Annotated in this window: 17 protein-coding genes and 2 tRNA genes; 17 read left to right on the top strand and 2 right to left on the bottom strand. The window is 69.2% G+C overall.

Annotation, left to right across the window (positions count from 1 at the left end; translation table 11 throughout):
- Positions 1 to 437: 437 nt before the first annotated feature.
- The 4 genes from HMPREF1008_RS08840 (at position 438) to queA (ending at position 4437) form a co-directional block, all read left to right on the top strand.
- Entirely contained in the window at positions 438 to 1097 is a 660-nt protein-coding gene (locus HMPREF1008_RS08840) for a DUF1287 domain-containing protein (RefSeq protein ID WP_009279520.1), read from the top strand.
- An 88-nt stretch (positions 1098 to 1185) separates the two neighbouring features.
- Entirely contained in the window at positions 1186 to 2019 is an 834-nt protein-coding gene (locus HMPREF1008_RS08835; RefSeq protein WP_009279519.1) for a histidinol-phosphatase, read from the top strand.
- A 7-nt stretch (positions 2020 to 2026) separates the two neighbouring features.
- The gene (locus HMPREF1008_RS08830) at positions 2027 to 2674 is read left to right on the top strand and encodes an epoxyqueuosine reductase QueH (RefSeq protein WP_009279518.1); all 648 of its coding nucleotides are present in this window, start codon (positions 2027 to 2029) and stop codon (positions 2672 to 2674) included.
- 599 nt (positions 2675 to 3273) lie between these two features.
- Positions 3274 to 4437: a tRNA preQ1(34) S-adenosylmethionine ribosyltransferase-isomerase QueA gene (gene queA, locus HMPREF1008_RS08825; protein WP_040657146.1), complete on the top strand. Its 1164-nt coding sequence runs from the start codon at positions 3274 to 3276 to the stop codon at positions 4435 to 4437.
- A 250-nt stretch (positions 4438 to 4687) separates the two neighbouring features.
- Here the strand turns inward: queA and HMPREF1008_RS08820 are convergent, their stop codons facing one another.
- Complete coding sequence (locus tag HMPREF1008_RS08820) at positions 4688 to 5968, bottom strand: hypothetical protein (protein WP_009279516.1); 1281 nt, start codon at positions 5966 to 5968, stop codon at positions 4688 to 4690.
- Between the two features lie 321 nt (positions 5969 to 6289).
- On the opposite strand from HMPREF1008_RS08820, the gene HMPREF1008_RS08815 reads away from it, so the two are divergent.
- From HMPREF1008_RS08815 to rplT, 12 genes are all read left to right on the top strand, one after another.
- On the top strand, positions 6290 to 6571 hold the full coding sequence (locus HMPREF1008_RS08815; RefSeq protein WP_009279515.1) for an HPr family phosphocarrier protein: 282 nt from the start codon (positions 6290 to 6292) through the stop codon (positions 6569 to 6571).
- 202 nt (positions 6572 to 6773) lie between these two features.
- Entirely contained in the window at positions 6774 to 7931 is a 1158-nt protein-coding gene (tgt, locus tag HMPREF1008_RS08810) for a tRNA guanosine(34) transglycosylase Tgt (protein WP_009279514.1), read from the top strand.
- Positions 7932 to 8111: 180 nt separating this feature from the next.
- Positions 8112 to 9614: a protein translocase subunit SecD gene (secD, locus tag HMPREF1008_RS08805; protein ID WP_009279513.1), complete on the top strand. Its 1503-nt coding sequence runs from the start codon at positions 8112 to 8114 to the stop codon at positions 9612 to 9614.
- Positions 9607 to 10563, top strand: a complete 957-nt coding sequence (gene secF, locus HMPREF1008_RS08800; protein WP_009279512.1) for a protein translocase subunit SecF — start codon at positions 9607 to 9609, stop codon at positions 10561 to 10563. The genes secD and secF overlap by 8 nt, the downstream gene beginning before the upstream one ends.
- A gap of 1 nt (position 10564) precedes the next feature.
- Positions 10565 to 14227: a single-stranded-DNA-specific exonuclease RecJ gene (recJ, locus tag HMPREF1008_RS08795; RefSeq protein WP_232202857.1), complete on the top strand. Its 3663-nt coding sequence runs from the start codon at positions 10565 to 10567 to the stop codon at positions 14225 to 14227.
- 9 nt (positions 14228 to 14236) lie between these two features.
- Positions 14237 to 16570 (top strand): bifunctional (p)ppGpp synthetase/guanosine-3',5'-bis(diphosphate) 3'-pyrophosphohydrolase, encoded by a 2334-nt coding sequence (locus HMPREF1008_RS08790; protein ID WP_009279510.1) that lies wholly within the window; start codon positions 14237 to 14239, stop codon positions 16568 to 16570.
- 1 nt (position 16571) lies between these two features.
- The gene (locus tag HMPREF1008_RS08785) at positions 16572 to 17375 is read left to right on the top strand and encodes an MBL fold metallo-hydrolase (protein WP_009279509.1); all 804 of its coding nucleotides are present in this window, start codon (positions 16572 to 16574) and stop codon (positions 17373 to 17375) included.
- A 297-nt stretch (positions 17376 to 17672) separates the two neighbouring features.
- Positions 17673 to 17759 (top strand) — tRNA-Leu (locus HMPREF1008_RS08780).
- Positions 17760 to 17900: 141 nt separating this feature from the next.
- A complete protein-coding gene (locus tag HMPREF1008_RS08775) occupies positions 17901 to 18857 on the top strand; it encodes a 2-keto-3-deoxygluconate permease (protein ID WP_009279508.1) in 957 nt (318 codons plus the stop codon).
- 270 nt (positions 18858 to 19127) lie between these two features.
- The gene (gene infC / locus HMPREF1008_RS08770; RefSeq protein ID WP_072499664.1) at positions 19128 to 19697 is read left to right on the top strand and encodes a translation initiation factor IF-3; all 570 of its coding nucleotides are present in this window, start codon (positions 19128 to 19130) and stop codon (positions 19695 to 19697) included.
- Position 19698: 1 nt separating this feature from the next.
- The gene (rpmI, locus tag HMPREF1008_RS08765) at positions 19699 to 19899 is read left to right on the top strand and encodes a 50S ribosomal protein L35 (protein WP_009279506.1); all 201 of its coding nucleotides are present in this window, start codon (positions 19699 to 19701) and stop codon (positions 19897 to 19899) included.
- Positions 19900 to 19946: 47 nt separating this feature from the next.
- Positions 19947 to 20312, top strand: a complete 366-nt coding sequence (gene rplT, locus HMPREF1008_RS08760) for a 50S ribosomal protein L20 (RefSeq protein WP_009279505.1) — start codon at positions 19947 to 19949, stop codon at positions 20310 to 20312.
- 171 nt (positions 20313 to 20483) lie between these two features.
- On the opposite strand, the gene HMPREF1008_RS08755 is transcribed toward rplT, so the two are convergent.
- Entirely contained in the window at positions 20484 to 21683 is a 1200-nt protein-coding gene (locus tag HMPREF1008_RS08755; RefSeq protein WP_009279504.1) for a glycosyltransferase family 4 protein, read from the bottom strand.
- A 526-nt stretch (positions 21684 to 22209) separates the two neighbouring features.
- Here HMPREF1008_RS08755 and HMPREF1008_RS08750 point away from each other — a divergent pair.
- Positions 22210 to 22285 (top strand) — tRNA-Ala (locus HMPREF1008_RS08750).
- The last annotated feature ends 375 nt before the right edge of the window (positions 22286 to 22660 follow it).

Below are 22660 nucleotides of genomic sequence, written 5' to 3'. Positions count from 1 at the left end.
GGTGCCAGGGCGTACCGGGGTGCCAGGGCGTACCGGGGTGCCAGGGCGCATCGGGGTGCCAGGGCGCATCGGTCGTCGGAGCACGCGTCCATGCGCGCCGCTGGCGTCGAGCACGCCGTTGCGCACACCCACCGGCAACGAGCACGCTTTTGCGCACGTCGCCTGCTGCGTTTGCCCAGTTGCTGGAGGACGGCATTGTGCGTTCGAGCGTGAAGGATTTTTGGCGCGTGCGTAGCCGCGTGCACGACGGCGACAGACGTGCGTAGCCGCGTGCACGACGGCGACAGACGTGCGTAGCCGCGTGCACGACGGCACGGAAGGGGCGGCTTCTCTCGCCTGCATATAGAATCAAGGCGAGAATGGCACGTCAGGGGATGGTGACAACAGGGACGGCGCAAGGCGAGAGGGGGCTCCGTCCGCATCAGGGAGGTGACGACATGCGTAGGCACGGACGCGGGCGGATGGTCGTCACCGCGGCGGCCGTGGCAACTCTCGCCTGCGCCCTGTTCCTTGCCTGGCAGCTCAACTATGTCCCGCACCCCAGCCACTCCAGCGAGGAGCTGGGCATCGAGCGCTACCAAAGCCCCCGCGACACGGACGCGGACGGCGTGGACGACCAGACCGACATCCTCGAGTCCGCGCGCGCATACGTGGCGACGCGGCCGCGCTACCAGAGCCGCTACTACGCGGGAGGTTGGCCGGACGACGGCTGTGGCGTCTGCACCGACGTGGTTGCGCGGGCGCTCCTCGGGGCGGGCATCGACCTGCGCGCTCTCGTGGCGGCGGACGTCGGCGCGCATCCCGAGGCATACGGCATCGCCGCGTCCGACCCCGACATCGACTTCCGCCGCACGCAGGTGCTCACCCTCTACTTCGAGCGGAACGCGCAGGTCCTCACGACGGACCTCTCCGACGTGGCCGTCTGGCAGGGTGGGGACATCGTGATGTGGGAGGGGCATGTGGGCGTGGTCTCTGACCGGCGGCGCTCGGACGGCATGCCCTTCGTCATTCACCACTGGGGTCCCCTGCAACTTCGCTACGAGGAGGACCGGCTGGACGACTGGGGGCGCATCGTCGGCCACTACCGCTTGGGATAGCCACTGCCGCTTGGGATAGCCGCTGCCGCTTGGGATAGACTGGAGGAGCGGCCGCAGGGCCGACCCCGCGACGACCGAGAGGACGGCCATGTCCAAGCTGCGCGCGAACTTCCACACCCACACCACCTTCTGCGACGGCAGCGCCTCGGCCGAGCAGGTGGTCGAGGCGGCCCTGGGCAAGGGCTTCGAGCAACTGGGGTTCTCGGGCCACATGGACCCAGAGATCCACATGGACTGGCCCGCCTACACGGCCGAGGTCAGGCGTCTGCAGCGGAAGTACGCAGGGCGCATCGACATCCTGATGGGCGTCGAGTTGGACAACCTCTACGATCCCGCCTGCTGCCCGGGCGCCGAGTACGTCATCGGCTCCACCCACTTCCTGGATGTGCAGACGCCCTTCCCCATGAGCGTGGACAGCAGCGAGGAGCAGCTGCGCGAGCTCTGCGAGGGCTGTTTCGACGGGGACTGGCTCGCGCTTTGCCGTGCCTACTACGAGCTCGAGGCGCAGGTGCACGACCGCACCAACTGCGACTTCGTGGGACACTTCGACCTGGTGACGCGCTTCAACGACTCCATGCGCTATGTGGACGAGACGAGCCCCGCCTACCTCGGCCCCGCGCTCGAGGCCATGGAGTGCCTGGTGGGGCAGGGCGTCCCCTTCGAGATCAACTGCGGTGCCGTCAACCGCGGGCGCAAGGCGGAGCTCTATCCGAGACACGAGCTTCTGAGGGCCCTGCACGACTTCGGCGGGAAGATTTTGATCAGCGCGGACGCCCACCAGCCCGAGCTCCTGGACGGCGGCTTCGACGTGGCGGTGGCCTCGGCGATCGACTGCGGCTTCACGCACGTGAACGTCCTGGCGCACGATGCCATGGGCGGCGTGGAGTGGCGCCAGCTCGCCCTCGACACGCTGGCGGGGTAGGGGGGCGATGGCAACGGACGGCAGAGGCGTACCGCTCCTCCTGCACGCGTGCTGTGGGCCCTGCTCGCTGGAGCCGCTGCGGCTCCTGCGCGAGGATGGCTTCGAGCCCACGATCTGCTGGTCCAACCCCAACATCCAGCCGGTGGCGGAGCACGACCGCAGGCTGAGGACGCTTCTCGACTGGGCGCGTGACGTCGCCCACGTGGAAGTCGTCGTCGCTGGTGACGACCGAGGGGCATGGGAGAGGGGCGTCGCTCCCGCGGGCTTCGACCGCGAGCGCCGCTGCAGGTCCTGCTATGCCCTGCGCCTGGCGGAGTCCTGTCGTGTCGCCCGAGAGCGCGGCTTCGAGTACGTCTCGACCACGCTGGCGGTCTCTCCCTACCAGCTCTTCGACGCCTGCGAGGACGTGCTGCTCGGCCTTGCCCGGGCCAACGGGCTCACGGCCGTCTGGCGAGACTTCCGCCCGCACTACGCCGAGGCGACGATCGAGTCCCGTGAGCTGGGGATGTACCGCCAGAACTACTGTGGCTGCCGCTTCTCCTCGGCCGAGGCTGCCATGGAGCGGCAGCGCGCCCGCGACGCCCGGAAGGCCGCCCGCGCTGCCCGGCGCGAGGGCAGGCTGGTGGTCGCGCCCCCGGAGTACTTCCCGGGCTAGGCCGGGGACATTCTCGCCTGGGGCTTTGCCTTTGCGCGACGCGTGGGGGCTTGGCGCCTGCCGCGGGAGACGCGAACCCGCCGCGGGAGACGCGAGCCCGCCGCGGGAGGCGCGAGCCCGCCACGGGAGGCGAGAAGTGGGTTGCTGCGATGCTGCGGGACTTGCGAAGTGGGTGGTTTTCGGGGTGGCCTGCCATGCGGAACCACCCACATCGAGCCGCTCGCGCGAGAGGCGAGAAGTGTGTGGCCACGGTGTCATGGGAACAGCGAAGTGGGTAGCCATGCGCTGCGGGAGTGCCGAAGTGGGCGGAACTCCGGTTCGCATGTAGGCGAGAACCACCCACATCGGCCACCGCGCGCGGCAAGCAGGATGTGAGTAACGCGCTATGTGCGAAATGGGCGCCCGCACCTCCGCAGCCCGCGCCTCCGCAGTCCGCGCTGCAGCGCAGTCGCCGCAGCCCGCGCCGCAGCAGCCCCGGCACGCCGCTCCCTCCGACACACAACGCACGCGCCGGCACCCTATAATCTCCCCGCCACGACCCACACGGCTCGCCGGCCCTCCGCCGGCGCCGTCGCCAACAGCAAGGAACCAGCATGCCCATGCGCACCGACGACTTCGACTACCCCCTTCCCGACGAGCTCATCGCCCAGGCCCCCGCGGAGCCCCGCGACTCCTGCCGCCTCCTCGTCCTCGACCGCGAGGACGGTTCCGTCGGGCACCGCCGCTTCACCGACGTCCTCGACTACCTCGAGCCCGGCGACCTCCTCGTCGCCAACAAGACCCGCGTCTTGCCCGCGCGCCTCATGGGCCACAAGCGCGGCACCGGCGGCGTGGCCGAGACCCTCCTGCTCAGACGCCGCGAGGACCTGGACCCGCTGGGTGGCGTCTGGGAGTGCCTGGTCAAGCCGGGCAAGCGCCTGAAGCAGGGGGCCGTGGTCGAGTATCGCGAGGGCGGCATCCACGCGCCCCAGGACTGGCCGGTCGTGCTCACGGGCGAGGTCATCGACTACCTGGACGAGAACCGCGGCGGGCGCCTCCTGCGCTTCGTCCCCGCCGCGGGCCTCACCCTTGATGCCGCCATCCACAAGGCGGGCCACGTGCCCCTGCCGCCCTACATCACGGAGTACGAGGGCGACCCCGAGAAGTACCAGACCGTCTACGCCATGCGGGAGGAGCACTCGGCCGCGGCGCCCACGGCGGGGCTGCACTTCACCCCCGAGCTCATGGGGCTCCTCCGCGACAAGGGTGTCAACTGGGCAAACGTCGAGCTCGAGGTGGGCATCGACACCTTCCGACTGGTGGAGGAGGACGACCCCACCCAGCACGTCATGCACACCGAGCGCTATCACGTGGGCCAGGACGTCGTCGACGCGGTGCACGCGGCCAAGGCGGCGGGGCATCGCGTGGTGGCCGTGGGCACGACCTCGGTCCGCTCGCTCGAGAGTGCCTTCGACGCCGGCGCCCCTGCGGCGGCTCCCGCGATGGTGGCCCGCCGCTTCGAGGCCGCGGCCGACTCTGCCGCGGCCCTGGGCAGGGGAGACCTGGTGGAGAGGTGCGACGCCACCACCGACCTCTACCTCATGCCAGGCTCGACCTTCCACGTGGTCGACGCCATGATCACCAACTTCCACGTGCCCCGCTCGACGCTCATGATGCTGGTCTCGGCCTTCGCCACCCGCGAGCAGATCATGTCTGTCTACCAGGCCGCCATGGACGAACGCTACCGCTTCCTGAGCTTTGGCGACGCGATGCTGATCCTCTAGCGGGCAAGCGTGGGGTAAGGGGGATGACGGGCGAGAGGGAACGCCCCCTTGGTCGCGGGTTTGGCTGCAGCGCGAAAGGCGGTCGCGGCGCGCAATCCACGCACGACCTGCGCGCAAAACCTCGTCCACCTGTCCAAACACAGAACGCCCGCGCAAACCAGGAATGGCCTGCGCGGGCGTTCAGCTTTTGGTGTCTCCACCCTCGGGCGAGAACCGCCTCCTACCGCCCCTAGCGGGCCTCCTGCCGTCCCTAGCGGGGGAGCAGCACGGCCAGCAGCACGACGAGCACGACGAGCGTTGCGAGCACCACGCCCAGGAAGAGCAGGCGCTTGGCGCGGGTGGTCTCGCGCAGGTGGCGCTCCGTGCTGGCGAGACGGGCCACCTCCGCCTCCTGGCGCTCCAGCTCGCCCTTCGCCTCGGCCACGTCGGCGCGCAGCTGGGCCGTGAGCTCCGGCGTGGCGTGGATCTGGTTGGCGTCGTCGAGGACGGCCTGCTCCGCCTCGCGCTCCTCGCGGAGCTTGGCGGCGCGCCCCTCTCCCTCGTCGAGCTCCGCCTTCGCGGCGGACATCTGCTCCTCGAGCCCCTTCTCAGCGGCGAGGGCCTCGTTGCTCATGCCCTCGAACTCCTCGCGCCGCGCGTCCGCCTCCTTGCGGGCGTCCTCGTTCTGGCGCTCCACGGTCTCGAGCGACTGCTTCTGGGTCCAGAGGTGGGTCTGGGCGTTGTCCACGAGCTGCTGGCACTCGGCGGTGACGCGGGTGACCTCGTCGCGGGCGGCGCCCAGGTGGGCCTGCTCGGCCACGACCTCGCCCTGCAGCTTGCCCAGGGCGGCGGGGGCGGCGTTGCCGTCCTTCTGCAGGGCACTGAACTCCGCCTCGATCTTCTGGAGGCGGTCCTTGGCGCTGTCAACCGCCCGGTTGGCGGCCGCGATGCGCTGCTCGCGCTTCTTCACGGCGTCGGCCATCTGCGCGTCGGCGTTCTTGACGGCGCGCCTGATGTCAGAGAGCGAGCGCGCGGTGTCGTCGGAACGTCCCTTGGTCGACTCCATGAGCTCTCGGTAGGGTCTGAGGCGCTCCTCGTTGTCCCGCCTGAGCTCGTCGAGCTGCTGCTGGAGCTGGTCGCGTCGGGCCGAGGCGGCCTGGCAGGCGTCCGCGAGCTCGGCGAGCTGGCGGTCGAGCTGGGCCAGCGCGTCGCCCTGGCGCTGGACGATGCCCTGGTAGTCGGCCTCGACCTCGTCGCGGTGGCCCAGGCGGGCGCCGTCCTCCTCGATCTGCTCCCTGAGCGCCTTGGCGCGCTCGCGGCCGGCGGAGTGCACGCGCGACGCGGCGCGAACGTTGCGAATCGCCTCGAGCCCCTCGCGCAGCGACCTGCCGGCCTCGCGCGCGGTGCTTGCCGCGACCGAGAGGCCGGCGCCATTCTCGCCCTCGCCCTCCTGGGCGTCCTCGGGGGAGATGGTCTCGATGGGCTCCTGGGTGCCGGGTGCCTCCCGCATCCCTCGGGCCTCATAGTGCTCAGTGTTGGGCTCGTCAGCCATGGCGAGCTCCTTTCCGGTCAGGGGACGGGTGTCCCCGGCAGCTCCTCATATCCCCTCATTCTGCCCCATGGTCCTGCGCTGGCAACGCGCGCCCGGCCATCTGCCCACAATCAGCGCTTTGCGGCGAACTTCCCCGAGGCGGGACTCGGGGGGCGCACGGGCGTCGGCCGGCACGCCAGGGGAGGATTTCCGCGCGGAGGGGTCCCAACGCCATGCCAAATTCAGACCCATGGCTTATCCATGAGCCTGAATGTTTTGCTAGTATGAGTCCGTAAGCAGGTCCCGCCGGGGCAACCCTGCATGATGTCAAAGGAGAGCACAATGGTTTCCAAGCAAGTGACGATCGTCAGCGCGACTGGCCTTCACGCGCGTCCGGCCTCCCAGTTCGTTCAGGTTGCCAAGCAGTACCAGAGCGCCGTCACCATCAAGGACGTCGACAAGGGCACCGCTCCCGTCAACGCCAAGTCCATCATGATGATTCTGGCCGCTGGTCTGGGCACCGGCACCAAGGTCGAGATCAGCTGCGACGGCCCCGACGAGCAGGACGCCCTGGGCGGCCTCCTCGGCATCAAGGACGGCGACGAGACCCTCTTCGGCGAGTAGACTCGCTCCCAGGGAATCGGACCCAAGCGAGCCCGGCATCCAGCCGGGCTCTTTTTTGTGAGGGCACCGGGGTCGTTGCCGTGGCGCAGGCGGGTGGATCGCACGGGCGTGCCGTGGCTCAGGACGCGCCTGCGCTGGCCGCCGCCGTCCGCGGAGCAGGCCACGGCCAGGGCCCACGAGGAGCAAGGCGAGAGGAACGCAGATGAGCGAGGCCGCAGTGCCCAAGGACAAGTGGTTCAGCTACAACGTCGTGGCCGAGGACCCCCAGACGCACGCCCGGGCAGGCGTGCTGCACACCCCACACGGGGACGTCCCCACGCCCATCTTCATGCCCGTGGGCACCAAGGCCACGGTGAAGGGGCTCCTCCCCCAGAACCTCGAGCAGCTGGGCACCAAGATCCTCCTCGCCAACACCTACCACCTCTCGCAGCGCCCGGGCACCGGGCTCGTGGCCGAGATGGGCGGCCTGCACGAGTTCATGCAGTGGCACGGCCCCATCCTCACCGACTCGGGCGGCTTCCAGGTCTTCAGCCACGGCTCCAACGTGAGGCTGAGCGACGAGGGCGTGACCTTCCGCACCGTCGACTACGACGGCTCCTACGTGCACTGGACGCCCGAGTCCAACATGCGCATGGCCGAGGAGCTGGGTGCCGACATCGTGATGCAGCTCGACCAGTGCCCGGGCTACCCCGCGACGCGCCGCTTCGTCGAGCGGGCCGTCGACCTCTCGAGCATGTGGGCCGAGCGCTGCTGGAAGGCGCACCGGTGCGAGGACCAGGCGCTCTTCGGCATCGTCCAGGGCGGCATGCACATGGACCTGCGCCTGCGCTCGCTCGAGAGGCTCGAGTCCATGGGGGACTTCCCGGGCTACGGCATCGGCGGCTACTCGGTGGGCGAGAGCCACGAGCTCATGTTCGAGACCCTGGCGCCCCTCGCCAGTGAGCACATGCCCAAGGGCAAGCCCCGCTACCTCATGGGCGTGGGCAACCCCACCACGCTGGTCCACGGCGTCGAGTGCGGCATCGACATGTTCGACTGCGTGCTGCCCACCCGCACCGCGCGCAGCGGGACGGCCTTCTCCAGCGAGGGGCGCCTCAACTTCAGGAACGCCCGCTTCGCCCGCGACCACGGCCCCATCGACCCGGCCTGCGGCTGTCCCGTCTGCACGGGCGGCTACTCCCGCGCCTACATCCGCCACCTGGTCAAGCAGGACGAGATGCTGGGCTCCATCCTGCTCTCCATGCACAACGTCCACTACCTGCTGGACCTCATGCGACGCGCCCGCGAGGCCATCATTAGGGGAGAGTACGCCTCCTTCGTGTCCCGCTGGGACGAGCTCCCCGCCGCCAGGGACTGGTAGGGGAGGGGCTCGGACGGGCGCGCCTCGACGTTCGTCGGCGCTTCGTCAGGCGAGAGCTGCCGACCAGCTCCCCTCCCCGGCCCTCCCGGGGTCCCGTCCCACGTCATCGCCCATGTCGGGCTAGAATGACGGGGTTGACTTTTTGAGAGGGGCGCCCTGCGCCCCGGAACGGGAGTGCCGATGTCGGAAGAGAAGAGCCCGGAGCGCGCCAGCGGCGTGGACCGGTGGAAGGCCACGGAGGCCGCGGGCGGGAAGCCCCGCCGCGACCGCCGCCGCAAGGGAAGGGGCACCGGTCCGCACGCGTCCGCTCATGCCCGCCGCTACCTGGGGACCCTCGTCGCCCTCGCGGTCCTGCTCGTCGCCTGCGCCGTGGGCTTCACGCCCCTGGGCGAGCGCATCACGCAGGGCCTCGACATCCGCGGGGGCGTGTCCGTGATCATGGCGGCCTCGAAGCCCGACGGCTCCGCCCCCACCGCCGACGAGATGGCCACCGCCACGAGCATCGTCCAGAGCCGCGTCAACTCCCTCGGCGCCTCCGAGACCTCCGTCCAGCAGCAGGGCACCAACTCCATCCTGATCCAGATCCCGGGCGCCACCGACGCCCAGGCGGCCATCCAGACCATCGGGCAGACGGGCAAGCTCGAGTTCGTCCGCATGGACGAGATAGGCGACGCCGACGCCCTGGCCAAGCTCAACGCGGGCTCGGAGGGCGTGCGGCTCGAAGAGGGGAGCTACACTGCCTTCCTCGACGGCTCGCACATCTCGAGCACCGCCGTGGCGCAGAGCTCCTCCTCGGCGACCGGCGACTACGTGGTCAACCTGAGCCTCGACCCCGAGGGCTCGGCCGCCTTCGCCGATGTCACCCGCGAGCTCGCGCCGCACAAGGGCCGCATCGCCATCGTGCTCGACGGCGTCGTGAACTCCGCCCCCGCCGTCCAGTCCGAGATCACGGGCGGCCAGGTCTCGATCTCGGGCAACTTCACCCTCGAGCAGGCGAAGTCGCTCAAGACCGTGCTCGACTCCGGCTCGCTGCCCGTCACGCTGACCTACTCCGAGAGCCGCGTGGTGGGCCCCACCCTGGGCCAGGACTCCCTCTCGAAGGGCGTCGTGGCCATCGCCGTGGGCGTGGCCGCGGTGGTCGTCTACCTCTTCCTCTTCTACCGCGGCCTGGGCATCCTCACCATGGGCTCGCTCGCCGTCTTCGCCCTGCTCTACCTGGGGCTCCTCGCACTGCTCTCGCACTTCGGCGCCTTCGCGCTCACGCTTCCCGGCCTTGCCGGCATGGTGCTCACCACGGGCTCGGCCGCGGACTCCTCGATACTGGTGCTCGAGCGCTTCAGGGAGGAGGTCCGCATGGGCCGCAGCATCAAGAACGCCGCCGTCTCGGGCGCGCGGCACGGCATCCTGACCTCGCTCGACGCCGACGCCGTCACCCTGGTCACGGCCCTCGCCCTCTTCCTCGTGGCCGTGGGCCCCGTCAAGGGCTTCGGCCTCACCCTGGCCTTGGGCATCGCCTGCGACGTCGTGACCATGCTCTGCTTCAAGGCGCCGGCGCTCAGGCTCCTCGCCCTCGGCCCCATCCAGCGCCATCCCGGCTTCTGGGGCATAGCCCAGGACCTCGAGGAGGCAGCCTCCGGCCAGGGGGACGCGGAGCGCCAGAGGGGGGGTGTGGCCCGTGCGTAGCCACTTCGAGCGCGAGATTCCCTTCATCCAGCACCGCCGCCAGCTCCTGGGCCTCTCCTGCGCCCTGGTCGTCCTCGCCGTGCTGGGCATCGCCCTGCGCGGCCTCGTCTTCGGCATCGAGTTCCGCGGGGGCACCGAGGTCGACTTCACCGGCACCGGCGAGCTCACGATAGAGCAGATGAGGGACGCCCTCACCGCCGCGGGCGAGGCGGACCCCACCGTCCAGACCACCGTGAGCGACGGCAGCGCGGGCTTCCTGGTGCGTTCGGACACCGTTGACCCAAGCGTCGCCAACCAGCATGCCGCCGAGGCGGCCAAGGCTCTGGGGCTCACCGACCAGAACTACACCGTCACCACCATCGGGCCCGACTGGGGCGCCGACGTGACGCGCACCTCCGCCCTGGCCTTCGGCCTGGCCATCCTGGCCATCATCGCCTTCGTGTCGATCCGCTACGAGTTCAAGATGTCCATCACGGCCGTCGTCGCGCTGGTCCACGACCTGCTCATCATCGTGGGCGTCTACGCCTGGACCCAGATCGCGATCACACCCAACGTCGTCGCGGCGCTCCTCACGATCATGGGCTACTCGCTCTATGACACGGTGGTCGAGTTCAACCGCATAAACGAGAACGCCAAGGGCCCGCGCGACCCACGCCACCGCACCTACTACCAGATCTGCAACTTCTCGATCAACGAGGTCATCGTCCGCACCATCAACACCACGATCACCTCGCTCGTGCCCGTCGTGGCCATGCTCGCCCTGGGCGGCGCGACCCTCAAGGACTTCGCCTTCGCCATGCTGGTGGGCGAGCTTTTGGGGACCTACTCCAGCTTCGCCGTCGCCTCGCCGCTCCTGGCCATCTGGAAGACGCGCGAGCCCAAGTGGAGGAAGCTCGAGGAGAGGTACGGAGAGGCCGCCGCCCAGGCGGCCCCGAAGGAAGCCGAGTAGCGTGGCCGGGCTCATGGGCAGCCGGCGCTGGGAGCTCTGCGCCCCGAACCCCGCCCTCGAGCGCGAGCTCTCGTCGCAGCTGGGGCTTGTGCCCCTGGTGGCGCGCGTCATGGCCGCGCGCGGCGTCGCCTCCGTCGACGAGGCGCGGGCGTTCCTCACTCCCTCCCTCGCGCGCGACTGGTGCGACCCCCTGCTCGTCCCCGGCATGTCCGACGCCGCGGGTCGCATCGAGAGGGCCGTCCGCACGGGCCAGACCGTCGCGATATTCGGCGACTTCGACGTGGACGGCATGTCCGCCACGGCTCTCCTCACCCTGGGCCTGCGCGAGCTTGGGGCGGAGGTGCACCCCTACATACCCCATCGCTTCGGCGAGGGCTACGGGCTCAGCCGCGAGGCCCTGGGCCGCGTGATCGAGGGCTGCGACCCCGACCTCGTGGTCACGGTGGACAACGGCATCGCCGCCCGCGAGGAGGTCGCCTGGCTCGTGGGACAGGGCGTCGACGTCGTGGTGACGGACCACCACGAGCCCGCCGAGCTTGTGCCCGAGGGCGTGCCCGTGACCGACCCCAAGCTCGCCGACGACTGCCCGAGCCGCGAGCTTGCGGGGGCCGGCGTCGCGCTCAAGCTCCTCCAGGAGCTGGGCCGGCGGCTGGGCGCCCCCGACATCTGGCGTTCCTACACCGAGGTCGCGACCCTGGGCACGGTGTCAGACATGATGCTCCTCTCGGGAGAGAACCGCGCCCTCGTGGCCGACGGGATCTCCCGCATGCGCGAGGCGGCCCGCCCGGGCATCGTCGCCCTGGCGGCCACCGCCCGCGTGGACGTGACGACGATCACCTCCGACCAGCTGCCCTTCTCTCTTGTGCCCCGCCTCAACGCGGCGGGACGCATGGGCACCACCGACGTGGCCTTCGAGCTCCTGCTCACCGACGACCTGGAGCGCGCCCAGCAGCTCGCCGCCCGCCTCGAGCAGGTCAACTCCGAGCGGCGCGAGATAGAGGCGCAGCTCACTGAGGAGGCCATGGCCAAGGTCGACTCCTCCTTCGACGGGGGCCGCGTGGTCGTGGTCTCGGGCGAGGGCTGGCACGAGGGCGTGAAGGGCATCGTGGCGAGCCGCATGACCAACCGCTACCACGTCCCCGCCATCGTCTTCTCCATCTCGGACGGCATCGCGCGCGGCTCTGGCCGCTCGGTGGGCTCCGTGGACCTCTTCCGCGCCGTGGAGCAGTGCTCCGACCTCCTCGTCCGCTTCGGCGGGCATGCCGGTGCCGTGGGCGTCACCTGCGACGTCGCCAACCTGGACGCCTTCAGGGTGCGCCTGGGGGAGGTCATGGCGGAGCTCCCCGACTCCCAGTTCGAGGACAGGGGGGAGGTCTGCGCCCTGGTGGACCTGGCCGAGATGACCGTTCCCAACATCGAGGCGCTCGAGACGCTGCAGCCCTTCGGCCAGGGCAACAAGAAGCCGCTCTTGGGCGTGCGCGGCGTGAGCATGCGCAACCGCGCCCGCGTGGGCTCCGACGGCAGCCACCTGCGCTTCGTGGCCACCGACGGCATGTCCTCGGTTCCCGCGATCATGTTCCGCGCGCCCGACATCGAGCGCGCGAACGACTGCGACGCCGCGGTCGACCTGGTCTTCGAGCCCGTGGCAGAGACCTGGCAGGGCCGCACGAAGCCCAAGCTCATGGTGAAGGACATCCTCTATCGCGACGAGCCCGAGCCTGCCCGTGAGGGGGAGGCCGGCGTGGCCGAGGAGCTCTTCTCGCATGCGTCCGAGATACTCTCGCGCGACGAGTTCGCGGGCATCGCCGAGGCGCAGGGCTTCGTGACCAAGCTCATGGGCGTGAGCTTTGCCGGGCGCCAGGAGCTTGTGCGCGGCCTCTCCGCAGGCGACGACCTCCGGCTCGGGCGCGAGCCCCAGAACCCCGACGACCCCAACGCGATCGCGGTGCTCGACGGCTCGGGCAGGCGCCTCGGCTACCTGCGCCGCCAGATAGCGGCCGCCCTCGCGCCCCACGTGGACGCGGGACGACGCTACGAGGCGCGCGTGCTCGACGTCACCGGGGGAGACGAGCTCCGACCCACGCTGGGCGTCAACCTGCGCCTCGAGCGCGTGGCCGGAACCGAGCCGACGGGAGGGGACGCGGCCTGCGCCCCCTCGTCCGTGCGCGCCGAGCTCGCCTCGCTGGGCGCGGGCGAGCTGAGGGCGCGCCTGGTGCGCTCCCTCATCGGCGACCACGAGCTCCTTCCGGCCCAGGTCGCGGCTCTCGACCGGCTCGCCGCCGGCCGTTCCACGCTCTGCGTCATGGCGACGGGCCGCGGCAAGTCCCTCGTCTTCCACGTGCACGCCGCGATCTCGGCGCTCCGCGCCGGGAAGGCGAGCGTCTTCGTGTACCCGCTGCGCGCGCTGGTGAGCGACCAGTCCTTCCACCTCGCCGCCGCCTTCGCCAAGCTCGGCATGAGCGTGCGCGTCCTCACGGGCGAGAGCTCCCGCGGCGAGCGTGACGACGTCTTCTGCGGCCTGGCATCCGGCGCGGTGGACGTCCTCCTCACCACGCCCGAGTTTCTGGCCATCCACGCGGACCGCTTCGCCTCCTCCGGGCGCGTCGGCTTCGTGGTGGTGGACGAGGCCCACCATGCGGGCGAGACGGGTGGGCGCAGCGCCTACGCCCAGCTCCCACGGGTGTTGGAGCGGCTCGGGAACCCCGTCGCGCTGGCCGTGACCGCCACGGCCCAGGCGGGGGTCGCGCGCGAGCTCTGCCGGCTCCTCTCCATCGACGAGCGCGACGTCGTGGTGGATGCGAGCGTCCGCGACAACCTGCGTGTGCGCGACTGCCGCGAGCTCCGCGACCGTGACAGCGCCCTGGTCTCGGTCGTCGCGACGGGCATGAAGACCGTGGTCTACGTCAACTCGCGCGAGCAGTCCGTCTCGCTCGCGCGGATGCTGCGTAAGGCCGTCCCCGAGCTCGCGCGGCGCATCGCCTTCTACAACGCCGGCCTCACCCGCGCCGACCGCGGCAGGGTCGAGGACGCCTTCCGTGCGGGCGAGCTCAAGTGCATCGTGTCCACGAGCGCCTTCGGCGAGGGCGTCAACCTGCCCGACATCCGCAACGTGATGCTCTACCACATGCCCTTCGGCTCCATCGAGTTCAACCAGATGAGCGGCCGGGCGGGCAGGGACGGCCAGGACGCCTGCGTCTGGCTGCTCTTCGGCGGCAGGGACGCGCGCATCAACGAGAGGATCCTCGCCGCCTCGGCCCCGGAGCGCTCGGAGCTCGTGACGCTCTACCGGGTGCTCCGCGAGCTCGCGGACGGGCAGGCGGCGGCCACGGGCCTGAGGCTCACCAACGCCGACCTCGCCCAGGAGGCGCTCCTGCGCCATCCCGCCTCGCAGTTGGACGAGCGCGCCGTGTCGTGCGGCATCTCGGTCTTCCGAGAGCTGGGCTTCCTCTCCACGGACGGCTACGGCTCCGCCCGCCGAATTACCATGGCCCAGAGCCCCTCGCACGTCCAGCTCGACCGCTCCATTCGCTATCTTGAGGGGCTACGCCTTCGCGACGAGTTCCAGGCGTTTCGCGACTGGGCGCTCTCGAGCAGCCCGCAGGAGCTTCTCGATCGCATCAACAGGCCCATCACGCCCGGCTTCGGCGACGTGGTGGACGGCTAGGAGGTCCTGATGGCCAACGCAGACTCGGCTCCCGCCCGACGAAGGGAGACCCCGCAGGCCGACAACTGGCGGGTCCTGTGCAACACCTGCTCCGACTACCTCGACGGCGGCGAGCTCGCCCGCGTCAAGGAGGCCTATTCCTTCGCGGCCGAGTTTCACGCCGACCAGCGCAGGCGCTCGGGCGAGCCCTACATCAACCATCCCGTCGAGGTGGCACTGATCCTGGCCAAGGACCTCAGGATGGACGGCGACTCCATCTGCGCCGCCCTCTTGCACGACACGGTCGAGGACACCCCCGCGACCCTGGCGGACATCTCGGTGCGCTTCGGCGAGACCGTGGCAGAGCTCGTCGACGGCGTCACCAAGCTCACCTCGATCCAGGTCGCCTCCATGGACGAGAAGCAGGCCCTCAACCTGCGCAAGATGTTCCTCGCCATGTCCAAGGACATCCGCGTGGTCATCATCAAGCTGGCCGACCGCCTGCACAACATGCGCACCCTGGCGGCCCTCAAGCCCGACCGCCGCGCCTTCAAGGCCCGCGAGACCATGGACGTCTACGCGCCCCTCGCGGACCGCCTGGGCATCTCATCGGTGAAGTGGGAGCTCGAGGACCTGGCCTTCTTCTACCTCGAGCCCACCGAGTACGAGCGCGTGGCGCGCATGGTGCAGGACTCCCGCGCCCAGCGCGAGCAGGACACCGCCGAGGCCATCCGCATCCTGGACGGCGAGCTCGCGCGGGTGGGGCTCGCGGGCTACCAGATCACCGGCCGCCCCAAGCACCTCTGGTCCATCTACCAGAAGATGACGCGCAAGGGCAAGGAGTTCAGCGACATCTACGACCTCATCGCCCTGCGCGTCCTCACGCCCTCCGTGGGGGACTGCTACAGCGTGCTGGGCGCCGTCCACTCGCTCTGGCACCCGCTGCCCGGTCGCTTCAAGGACTACGTGGCCATGCCCAAGCCCAACGGCTACCGCTCGCTGCACACCACGGTCATCGGCTCTGACGCGCGCCCCATCGAGATACAGATCCGCACCTACGAGATGCACGACCAGGCGGAGTACGGCATCGCCGCCCACTGGCTCTACAAGAAGTCGGGCGGGTCGCGCGGCCAGATGTCCCAGGGCGAGCGCGAGATAGACAACCAGATCAACTGGATCCGCCGCAGCCTGGACTGGGCCGTGGACGACGACATGGGCGACGCCCACGAGTTCCTCAACAACCTGCGCGTCGACCTCTTCGAGGACGAGATATTCGTCTTCACCCCCAAGGGCGAGGTCATGAGCCTGAGGCGCGATTCCACCCCCCTCGACTTTGCCTACACCGTCCACACCGAGGTGGGCAACCACTGCGTGGGGGCCAAGGTCAACGGCTCGGTCGTTCCTCTCACCTACCGCCTCCAGAGCGGCGACAGGGTCGAGATCCTGACCAACAAGAACTCCAAGCCCAGCCGCGACTGGCTGCACCTGGTGGCGACGCCCTCCGCCAAGGCCAAGATCAGGAAGTACTTCACGACCCTCTCCAAGACCGACGACGCGGAGCAGGGGAGAAGCGACCTCGCCCACGAGCTGCGCAAGCGCGGGTACGGCATCTCGACCCAGCGGGTGCAGAGGGCCATCGACAAGGTGGTGCCCCAGCTCGACCTCGTGCGCAGCGACGACCTCTTCGCCGCCGTGGGCACGGGCAAGCTGAGCCCACGCCAGATCGCGAACCGCATCGAGGAGGCGCTGGGCGAGGCCTCCACCAAGACGGTGGAGGCGGAGCGCCAGGCGGCGCGCCGCGACGAGCGTGAGCGCGCGATGGCGGAGGACAGGCCGCTGGTCAACGCCGCGGCGCGCGCCGCCTCGGACAAGAGGCGGCGCAGCAACTGCGGCGTCGTGGCAAAGGGCGACCCGGACCTCCTGGTGCACCTGGCCCACTGCTGCAGCCCCGTCGCCGGCGACGAGATCGTGGGCTTCGTGACCCGTGGGCGCGGCGTGTCGGTGCACCGCGCGAACTGCCCCAACGTGAAGAGCCTCATGTCGCATCCCGAGCGCATGATCGAGGTGGAGTGGGACGCCACCGGTGCCACCGAGTTCCAGGTCGAGATCGTGGTCGAGGCGACGGACAGGATGGGCCTGCTCAAGGACGTCACCATCGCCCTGGGGGATGGTGGTGGCAACATCCTGAGTGCCGCCACCCAGACCTCGAGCTCCGGCGCCGCCCGGCTGCGCTTCCTGATCGCCATCTCCGACGCGAGCCGGCTGGGGCCGCTGCTCGCCGCCGTCAACCGCGTGCCCAGCGTGTATGATGCCCGTCGCATCATGCCGGGCGAGGGCGCCAACCAGATGAAGAGGAGGGTCTAGCATGATCCAGGGCAGGGACGAGGACGAGGGCTGCTGCTGCGGCGGTCACGAGCATGACGCCAGCGAGGACTGCGGCTGCGGCAGCCACGAGGGCGGCTGCTGCGGCGACCATGGAGGCGGCTGCTGCGGGGGAGGCTGCGGCCACAACGCCAGCGACGACCAGATCCGCATGTTCATCGTGGGGCCCATCGAGACCGACTGCTACGCCTACGTCTCGGAGGGGGAGTGCCTGGTGGTCGACCCGGGCAACTCCGGCGCCGCCATCGCCCGTCACCTCGAGGACGTCCGCGTGACGACCATCGTGGCCACGCACGGGCATGGGGACCACGTGGGCGGCGCAAAGGCGCTGAGGGACGCCACGGGCGCCCGCTTCCTCATGCACGAGGCGGACGTCGAGCTCGCCGGCCGCGCGGGCGAGGCGAGCGAGCTGGGCCGCTCCTACGACGACGATGCCCCCGAGCCCGACCAGACCATCGCCGACGGCGACGTGATCGAGCTGGGCACGGCGAGCTTCCGCGTCATCGGGGCCCCCGGCCACACGCCGGGCGGCATCGTGCTCCTGGGCCAGGGGACGGCCGATGGCGTCGCCTTCGTGGGCGACACCCTCTTCAAGGGCTCCTGCGGACGCACCGACCTCGCCGGCGGCGACCACGACGCCCTCATGGCCACTCTCGCGCGCCTGCGGGAGGAGATACCCGCCCGCACCACGCTCTTCTGCGGCCATGGCGACTCCACCACCATGATGGAGGAGCTGGAGGGCAACCCCTGGCTGCAGCCGGGCGCGGCCTCGGATGGCATGCACTAGGCGCGGCGTGGCGCGGGAGCGGCTGGGGCGCGATCGAGGCGTAGCGCGCGGCTCGAGGTGCGATTGGGACGCTGCGCGCGGCCTGGGGGCGATCGAGGCGTAGCGCGCGGTTCGAGACGTACATTCCAGGCGTGAAATGCGCGCCTCTCCGCAAAACCGCAGGTCAGCGGAGAGGGGTGTACATTTGAAAAATAGAATGCGCACTCAGCGCCGCACCTTCGGCCACGGTCATGTCTCTGGCGTGGGCGATGGCCGATTCGTAGCCGCCGCTCTCTGATATAGTGGTCCTGCGACTTTGCCCGAGTGGCGGAATTGGCAGACGCGGCGGACTCAAAATCCGCTTCTGGCAACAGAGTGTGGGTTCGAGTCCCACCTCGGGCACCATGCGAATGCGCAGGCGGCCGTCCCTCGGGGCGGCCCCTTTCGTTACGCGTTCGTGTCGCCGTGCCGTCGCGCGTGGCGCGGTGGCCCTCTCCTCTGGTACATTCGCCCAACAAAAATTCGCGACGAGAGAGAGGGGCACCCATGGCCGAGGCAGAGGCGGAGAAGACCCAGGGACGTTTCAGGATACCGCGCCTTCCCGGGGACATCATGATCTATCCCATGCTCCTGGGGCTGCTCCTGCACTCCTTCGTCCCGGGCCTGCTCGAGATCGGCGGCTTCACCACGGCCGTGGTGCACGGCGGCAACGCCCTCGTCTTCGTGATCCTCTTCGGCATCGGCGTGGGCATCAACTTCAGGTCCACCCCAAAGGCCGTGAAGACCGGCATCATGATCATCATCCCCAAGCTCGTGCTCTCCATCGCGCTTGGGCTCTGCGTCGCCTTCTTCATGGGCGACGACCTGCTGGGGCTGAGCTCGCTGGCCATCATCGGCGGCGTGAGCTTCTGCAACATCGCGCTCTACACCGGCATCATGGCCGAGTACGGCGACGAGGCGGAGCGCGGCGCGGCGGGCATCCTCTGCTTCACCGCCGGCCCCACCATCACCATGATCGCCCTGGGCGCCGCCGGCATCGCGGACATATCGGTGGGACAGCTCGTGGGTTCGCTGCTGCCCATCGTCCTGGGCATCGTCCTGGGCAACCTCTTCCCCTTCGTGAAGCAGCTCATGGCGCCGGGCGTCAACCCCTGCATAGCCGTCCTGGGATTCGCCCTGGGCTGCGGCATGAGCCTCGAGAGCCTGGTCGCAGGCGGCATCTCGGGCATCGTGCTGGCTGTGATCTGCCTTGCCATCGGCTTTGCGACGGCTGGCTTCGACCGCCTCACGGGAGGCACGGGCAAGGCTGGCATGGCCTGCTCCACCATCGCGGGCACGGCCATGACCACCCCTCCCGCGGTCGCGGCCTCCGATGCCTCCTACGCGGCGCTGGTGCCCGTGGCCACCGCCCAGATCGCGGCCGCGGTCATCATCACCGCCCTCGTGGCGCCCCTGCTCACCGGTTGGCTGGACGAGCGCATCGCCGCGCGCGAGGGGCGCTAGGGGGCGTCCCGGGCCCGTTCGTCCGCTTGTGCAAAAGGCATGTGCGGGCGAACGGGCTTGCCAACTCGTCGCCGAGCGGCTAACATCGACAAAGTGCTTATCGCAAAGAGGGACGCACGTGGTCCCCACCTGCACGGCGCCAAGGGCAGCCGTCCGGTCAGACAAATAGCCGACCCATTGCGAGTGGGTCCTCTGTCTCCTGGATGCTGCCATAGTTCTGGGAGTTTTTTCATGCGGCGCGAGCCGCACGAGCGAAGGAAGGTGTAAGAGATAGCGAAGAACGAGGGTCCTCGGATCAACGGCGAGATCACGGCGCGTACCTGCCGCCTGATCGGCGTTGACGGTTCACAGCTCGGCCTGTTCGGAGTCCGCGACGCGCAGCGCATCGCCGACGAGCAGAATCTCGACCTGGTGGAGATCGCTCCCAACGCGGAGCCTCCCGTCTGCAAGGTCATGGACTACCGCAAGTTCAAGTACGAGCAGGACCGCAAGGCCAAGGCCGCCCGCAAGAACCAGGCCAAGGTCGAGGTCAAGGAGATGAAGTTCCGTCCCAAGATCGACGTGGGCGACTTCACCACCAAGAAGAACCATGTGATGCGCTTCCTGAAGAAGGGCGCACGCGTCAAGATCACGATCATGTTCCGCGGTCGCGAGATGGCCCACCCCGAGCAGGGGAGGATGGTGCTCGACCGTCTAGCTGACGAGCTCAGGCCCTACGCCACGGTCGAGTCGGCCCCCAAGATGGAGGGTCGCAACATGCACATGCTGGTCGCCCCGATCAAGGGCGCCTTCGATGAGAAGGCAGTCGAGGACGACGCAGAGACGGAGAAGGAGAACTAGCATGCCCAAGATGAAGACGCACAAGGGTTCGGCAAAGCGCTTCCGCCGCACCGGCACCGGCAAGATCATGCGCGCCAAGGCCTTCAAGAGCCACATCCTGACCAAGAAGTCCCAGAAGCGCATCCGCGGCTTCCGCAAGGAGGCCGAGCTCACCGCCGGTGACGTCAAGGTCGTCTCCCAGCGCATGGGTTCCAAGAACTAAGCGGGCACGTCGCCCATTCGATGGCATTCTTTAGGAGTTGATTAGATATGGCACGTGTCAAGCGCGCAGTCGCTGGTCGCAAGAAGCGCCAGACCCTCGTCGAGCGTTCCAAGGGCTACTACGGAGTCCGCTCCCGCACCTTCCGCGGCATGAAGGAGCAGGTCCAGCACTCGGGCCAGTACGCCTATCGTGACCGCCGCAACAAGAAGCGCGACATCCGCGGCCTGTGGATCCAGCGCATCAACGCCGCCGCCCGCATGAACGACCTCTCCTACAGCAAGTTCATGCACGGCCTGAAGCTCGCCGGCGTCGAGCTGGACCGCAAGATCCTCGCCCAGGTCGCCTACGAGGACGAGGCCGCCTTCGCCGACCTGGCCAACGTGGCCAAGAAGGCCCTCGCCGACGCCGAGTAGCTCGCGTCGCGCATCTCGCAGCCGTCGAGGCCCGCTCCCTTCCCGGGGGGCGGGCCTCTTTGCGCCGTGTGGGTCGAGGCAGTGCCGGCGTGGTTCGAGCCCCACGTGGATGCGGTGACAATCGAGGCGGCAAGGTCCTCTCGCCTGTCCCCGGCGCGTGGGCGGCGGAGGCTAGCGCAGGCCGTGGTGGCGCTGGGACTCCTGCTCCCTGAAGCGCTCCTCCTCGTCCGGGAACTCCGGGTCCTGCGGGCAGACGAGCTCGTCGTCGCCGGTCTTCGGGTTGGTGTGGTGCAGCAGGACGGGACGGAAGAGGTGGAGCTTGCGCGCGACGGCGCCGGAGGCCAGGAGGAGGGCGAAGAAGATCGCGATGCGCGGCACGACCGAGACCTGGGTCATGACCAGCGTGCCCAGGCAGAGCAGGGCTGTCCAGGCATAGATGATCAGCACGGCCTGGCGCTGGTCGAAGCCCTCGGCGATGAGGCGGTGGTGGATGTGGCCGCGGTCGGCGTGTCCGATGCTCACGTGCGCGCGGCTGCGCCTCACGATGGCCGAGAGCGTGTCGATGATGGGGATGCCCGCGATGACCAGGGGCACGATGATGGTGGTGAGGCCCGCGATGCGCGCGACGGAGAGCAGCGAGACCACGCCCATGGAGAAGCCCAGGAGGAGCGAGCCGGAGTCTCCCAGGAAGACCGAGGCGGGGTGGAAGTTGTAGCGCAGGAAGGCCAGGCAGGCTCCGGCCGTCGCGATCGCGAGGGTGGCGGCGTCGGCCCGCCCCGCCATCACGGCGAGGACGAACATGGTGAAGCCGGCGATGCAGGTGAGGCCCGAGGCCAGCCCGTCCAGGCCGTCGATCAGGTTGAAGATGTTCACGTAGGCGACCAGGTAGGCCACGGTGACGGGGTAGCTGAGCCAGCCCATGCAGAGGGGACCCTCGGTGAAGGGGTTCACGATGACGCCGATGACCAGCCCGCCGCCCACGGCGACGGAGGCGGCGAGGACCTGTCCCAGGAGCTTGTGGAGGGGCTTGAGCTGGAAGACGTCGTCGATGGCACCCACCAGGAAGATGCAGACGAAGCCCCCCACGAGCGACCAGTACCGGATGTTCTTGAGGTGGGGCGAGGGGGCGAGCACCATGGGCCAGCGCAGGTAGGTCGTGCCCAGGTACTGCACGACGAAGGCGGCGGTGATGCCCAGGAAGACGGCGATGCCGCCCATGCGGGGGATGGGCTCGCGGTTGATGCGGCGTGCGTTGGGGTAGTCGACGGCCCCCAGCTTCCAGGCGACCTTGCGCGCGAGGGGCGTCATGAGGAGCGTCGTGAGCCCGGCGGCGAGGAAGACGCACAGGTAGGGAAGCCACGGCTGGTGCATGCTCGCCTCCCGTTGCGTCGCCTCTTCTCACACTGACCGGACAATCATAGCGAAAAGCGGGGGCTGGCGGGAAACGTGCAGCTATCGCGTGGGCAGATGGGCGAGTGGGGGAGAGCCGCCTCGCCTGGGCTGGCGCGGAGGCTGCCACCGGCGTCACTCGTGCCGGGGCGTGCGGTTTGGCTCGTGCTGTTGTGCGCGAAGCCGTGCTGTTGCGCGCAGACGCCAGCTCCTCTCACTCTTTGCCATAATGCGCGTCAAGTCAAGACTGGTAATCGCGGGGGGCTCATATATATTTGAGCTGTCGTCCCCCTGCGGTCACAACTGGGTGAACCGACACGCGTTTTGAGGGAGCCCGCATATCGTCCCCATTACAGGGATCCTCCGTTGTTGAGGAAGCTGGAACAGGCGACGAGGGCACCCACCTTAGAAAGGTGGGTTCATTTCGCAGCCGCAGGGGGCGACATTGCCCCGACTCGGGCTTGACAGGGGTCCGGGGAATGGCGATACTCTCCCTTGCACGTTTTTTGGGGATGTAGCTCAGCTGGGAGAGCGCTGCCTTCGCAAGGCAGAGGCCGAGGGTTCGAATCCCTTCATCTCCACCATAGGCGTCGTCGCCCGGGCCGTCGTGGCCCGGGCTTTTTTGTGGCGCGCCGAGGCACGCCGGCGACTGGTGGCGTCGCGCACGCTCCGGCGCACGTTCCGCTGCGTCCCGCACGCTCCGGCGCACGTCCTGCGGCATCCCGCACGCCGTTGCGCACAACAAATCCAGTAAGCACGCGCGAACGCACGGTCACCTTCACGTTTGCCCAGTTGATGTACCGCTCCAATGTGCGTTCACGCGTGGAAGACTCCTGTGATGTGCGCGATTGCGTGTTCGACGAACGGTCCGCCAGAAAGTTCGGCGAACGGTCCGCCAGAAATTGAGCTGACATTTTTGGATGTCAGCCACGACTTTGGCCTCCGCTCCGATATGGTCG

The organism is Olsenella sp. oral taxon 809 str. F0356, assembly GCF_000233535.1.
Lineage (GTDB): Bacteria > Actinomycetota > Coriobacteriia > Coriobacteriales > Atopobiaceae > Olsenella_I > Olsenella_I phocaeensis.
The sequence above is the reverse complement of the archived record's forward strand: the minus strand, read 5'-3'. Positions and strand labels throughout refer to the sequence as shown.

Excerpts from the sequence above, each read along its gene's own strand:
- HMPREF1008_RS08840 (WP_009279520.1), top strand. The coding sequence starts at position 438 with ATGCGTAGGCACGGACGCGGGCGGATGGTCGTCACCGCGGCGGCCGTG.
- HMPREF1008_RS08835 (WP_009279519.1), top strand. The coding sequence starts at position 1,186 with ATGTCCAAGCTGCGCGCGAACTTCCACACCCACACCACCTTCTGCGAC.
- HMPREF1008_RS08830 (WP_009279518.1), top strand. The coding sequence starts at position 2,027 with ATGGCAACGGACGGCAGAGGCGTACCGCTCCTCCTGCACGCGTGCTGT.
- queA (WP_040657146.1), top strand. The coding sequence starts at position 3,274 with ATGCGCACCGACGACTTCGACTACCCCCTTCCCGACGAGCTCATCGCC.
- HMPREF1008_RS08820 (WP_009279516.1), bottom strand. The coding sequence starts at position 5,968 with ATGGCTGACGAGCCCAACACTGAGCACTATGAGGCCCGAGGGATGCGG.
- HMPREF1008_RS08815 (WP_009279515.1), top strand. The coding sequence starts at position 6,290 with ATGGTTTCCAAGCAAGTGACGATCGTCAGCGCGACTGGCCTTCACGCG.
- tgt (WP_009279514.1), top strand. The coding sequence starts at position 6,774 with ATGAGCGAGGCCGCAGTGCCCAAGGACAAGTGGTTCAGCTACAACGTC.
- secD (WP_009279513.1), top strand. The coding sequence starts at position 8,112 with ATGTCGGAAGAGAAGAGCCCGGAGCGCGCCAGCGGCGTGGACCGGTGG.
- HMPREF1008_RS08790 (WP_009279510.1), top strand. The coding sequence starts at position 14,237 with ATGGCCAACGCAGACTCGGCTCCCGCCCGACGAAGGGAGACCCCGCAG.
- HMPREF1008_RS08785 (WP_009279509.1), top strand. The coding sequence starts at position 16,572 with ATGATCCAGGGCAGGGACGAGGACGAGGGCTGCTGCTGCGGCGGTCAC.
- HMPREF1008_RS08775 (WP_009279508.1), top strand. The coding sequence starts at position 17,901 with ATGGCCGAGGCAGAGGCGGAGAAGACCCAGGGACGTTTCAGGATACCG.
- rpmI (WP_009279506.1), top strand. The coding sequence starts at position 19,699 with ATGCCCAAGATGAAGACGCACAAGGGTTCGGCAAAGCGCTTCCGCCGC.
- rplT (WP_009279505.1), top strand. The coding sequence starts at position 19,947 with ATGGCACGTGTCAAGCGCGCAGTCGCTGGTCGCAAGAAGCGCCAGACC.
- HMPREF1008_RS08755 (WP_009279504.1), bottom strand. The coding sequence starts at position 21,683 with ATGCACCAGCCGTGGCTTCCCTACCTGTGCGTCTTCCTCGCCGCCGGG.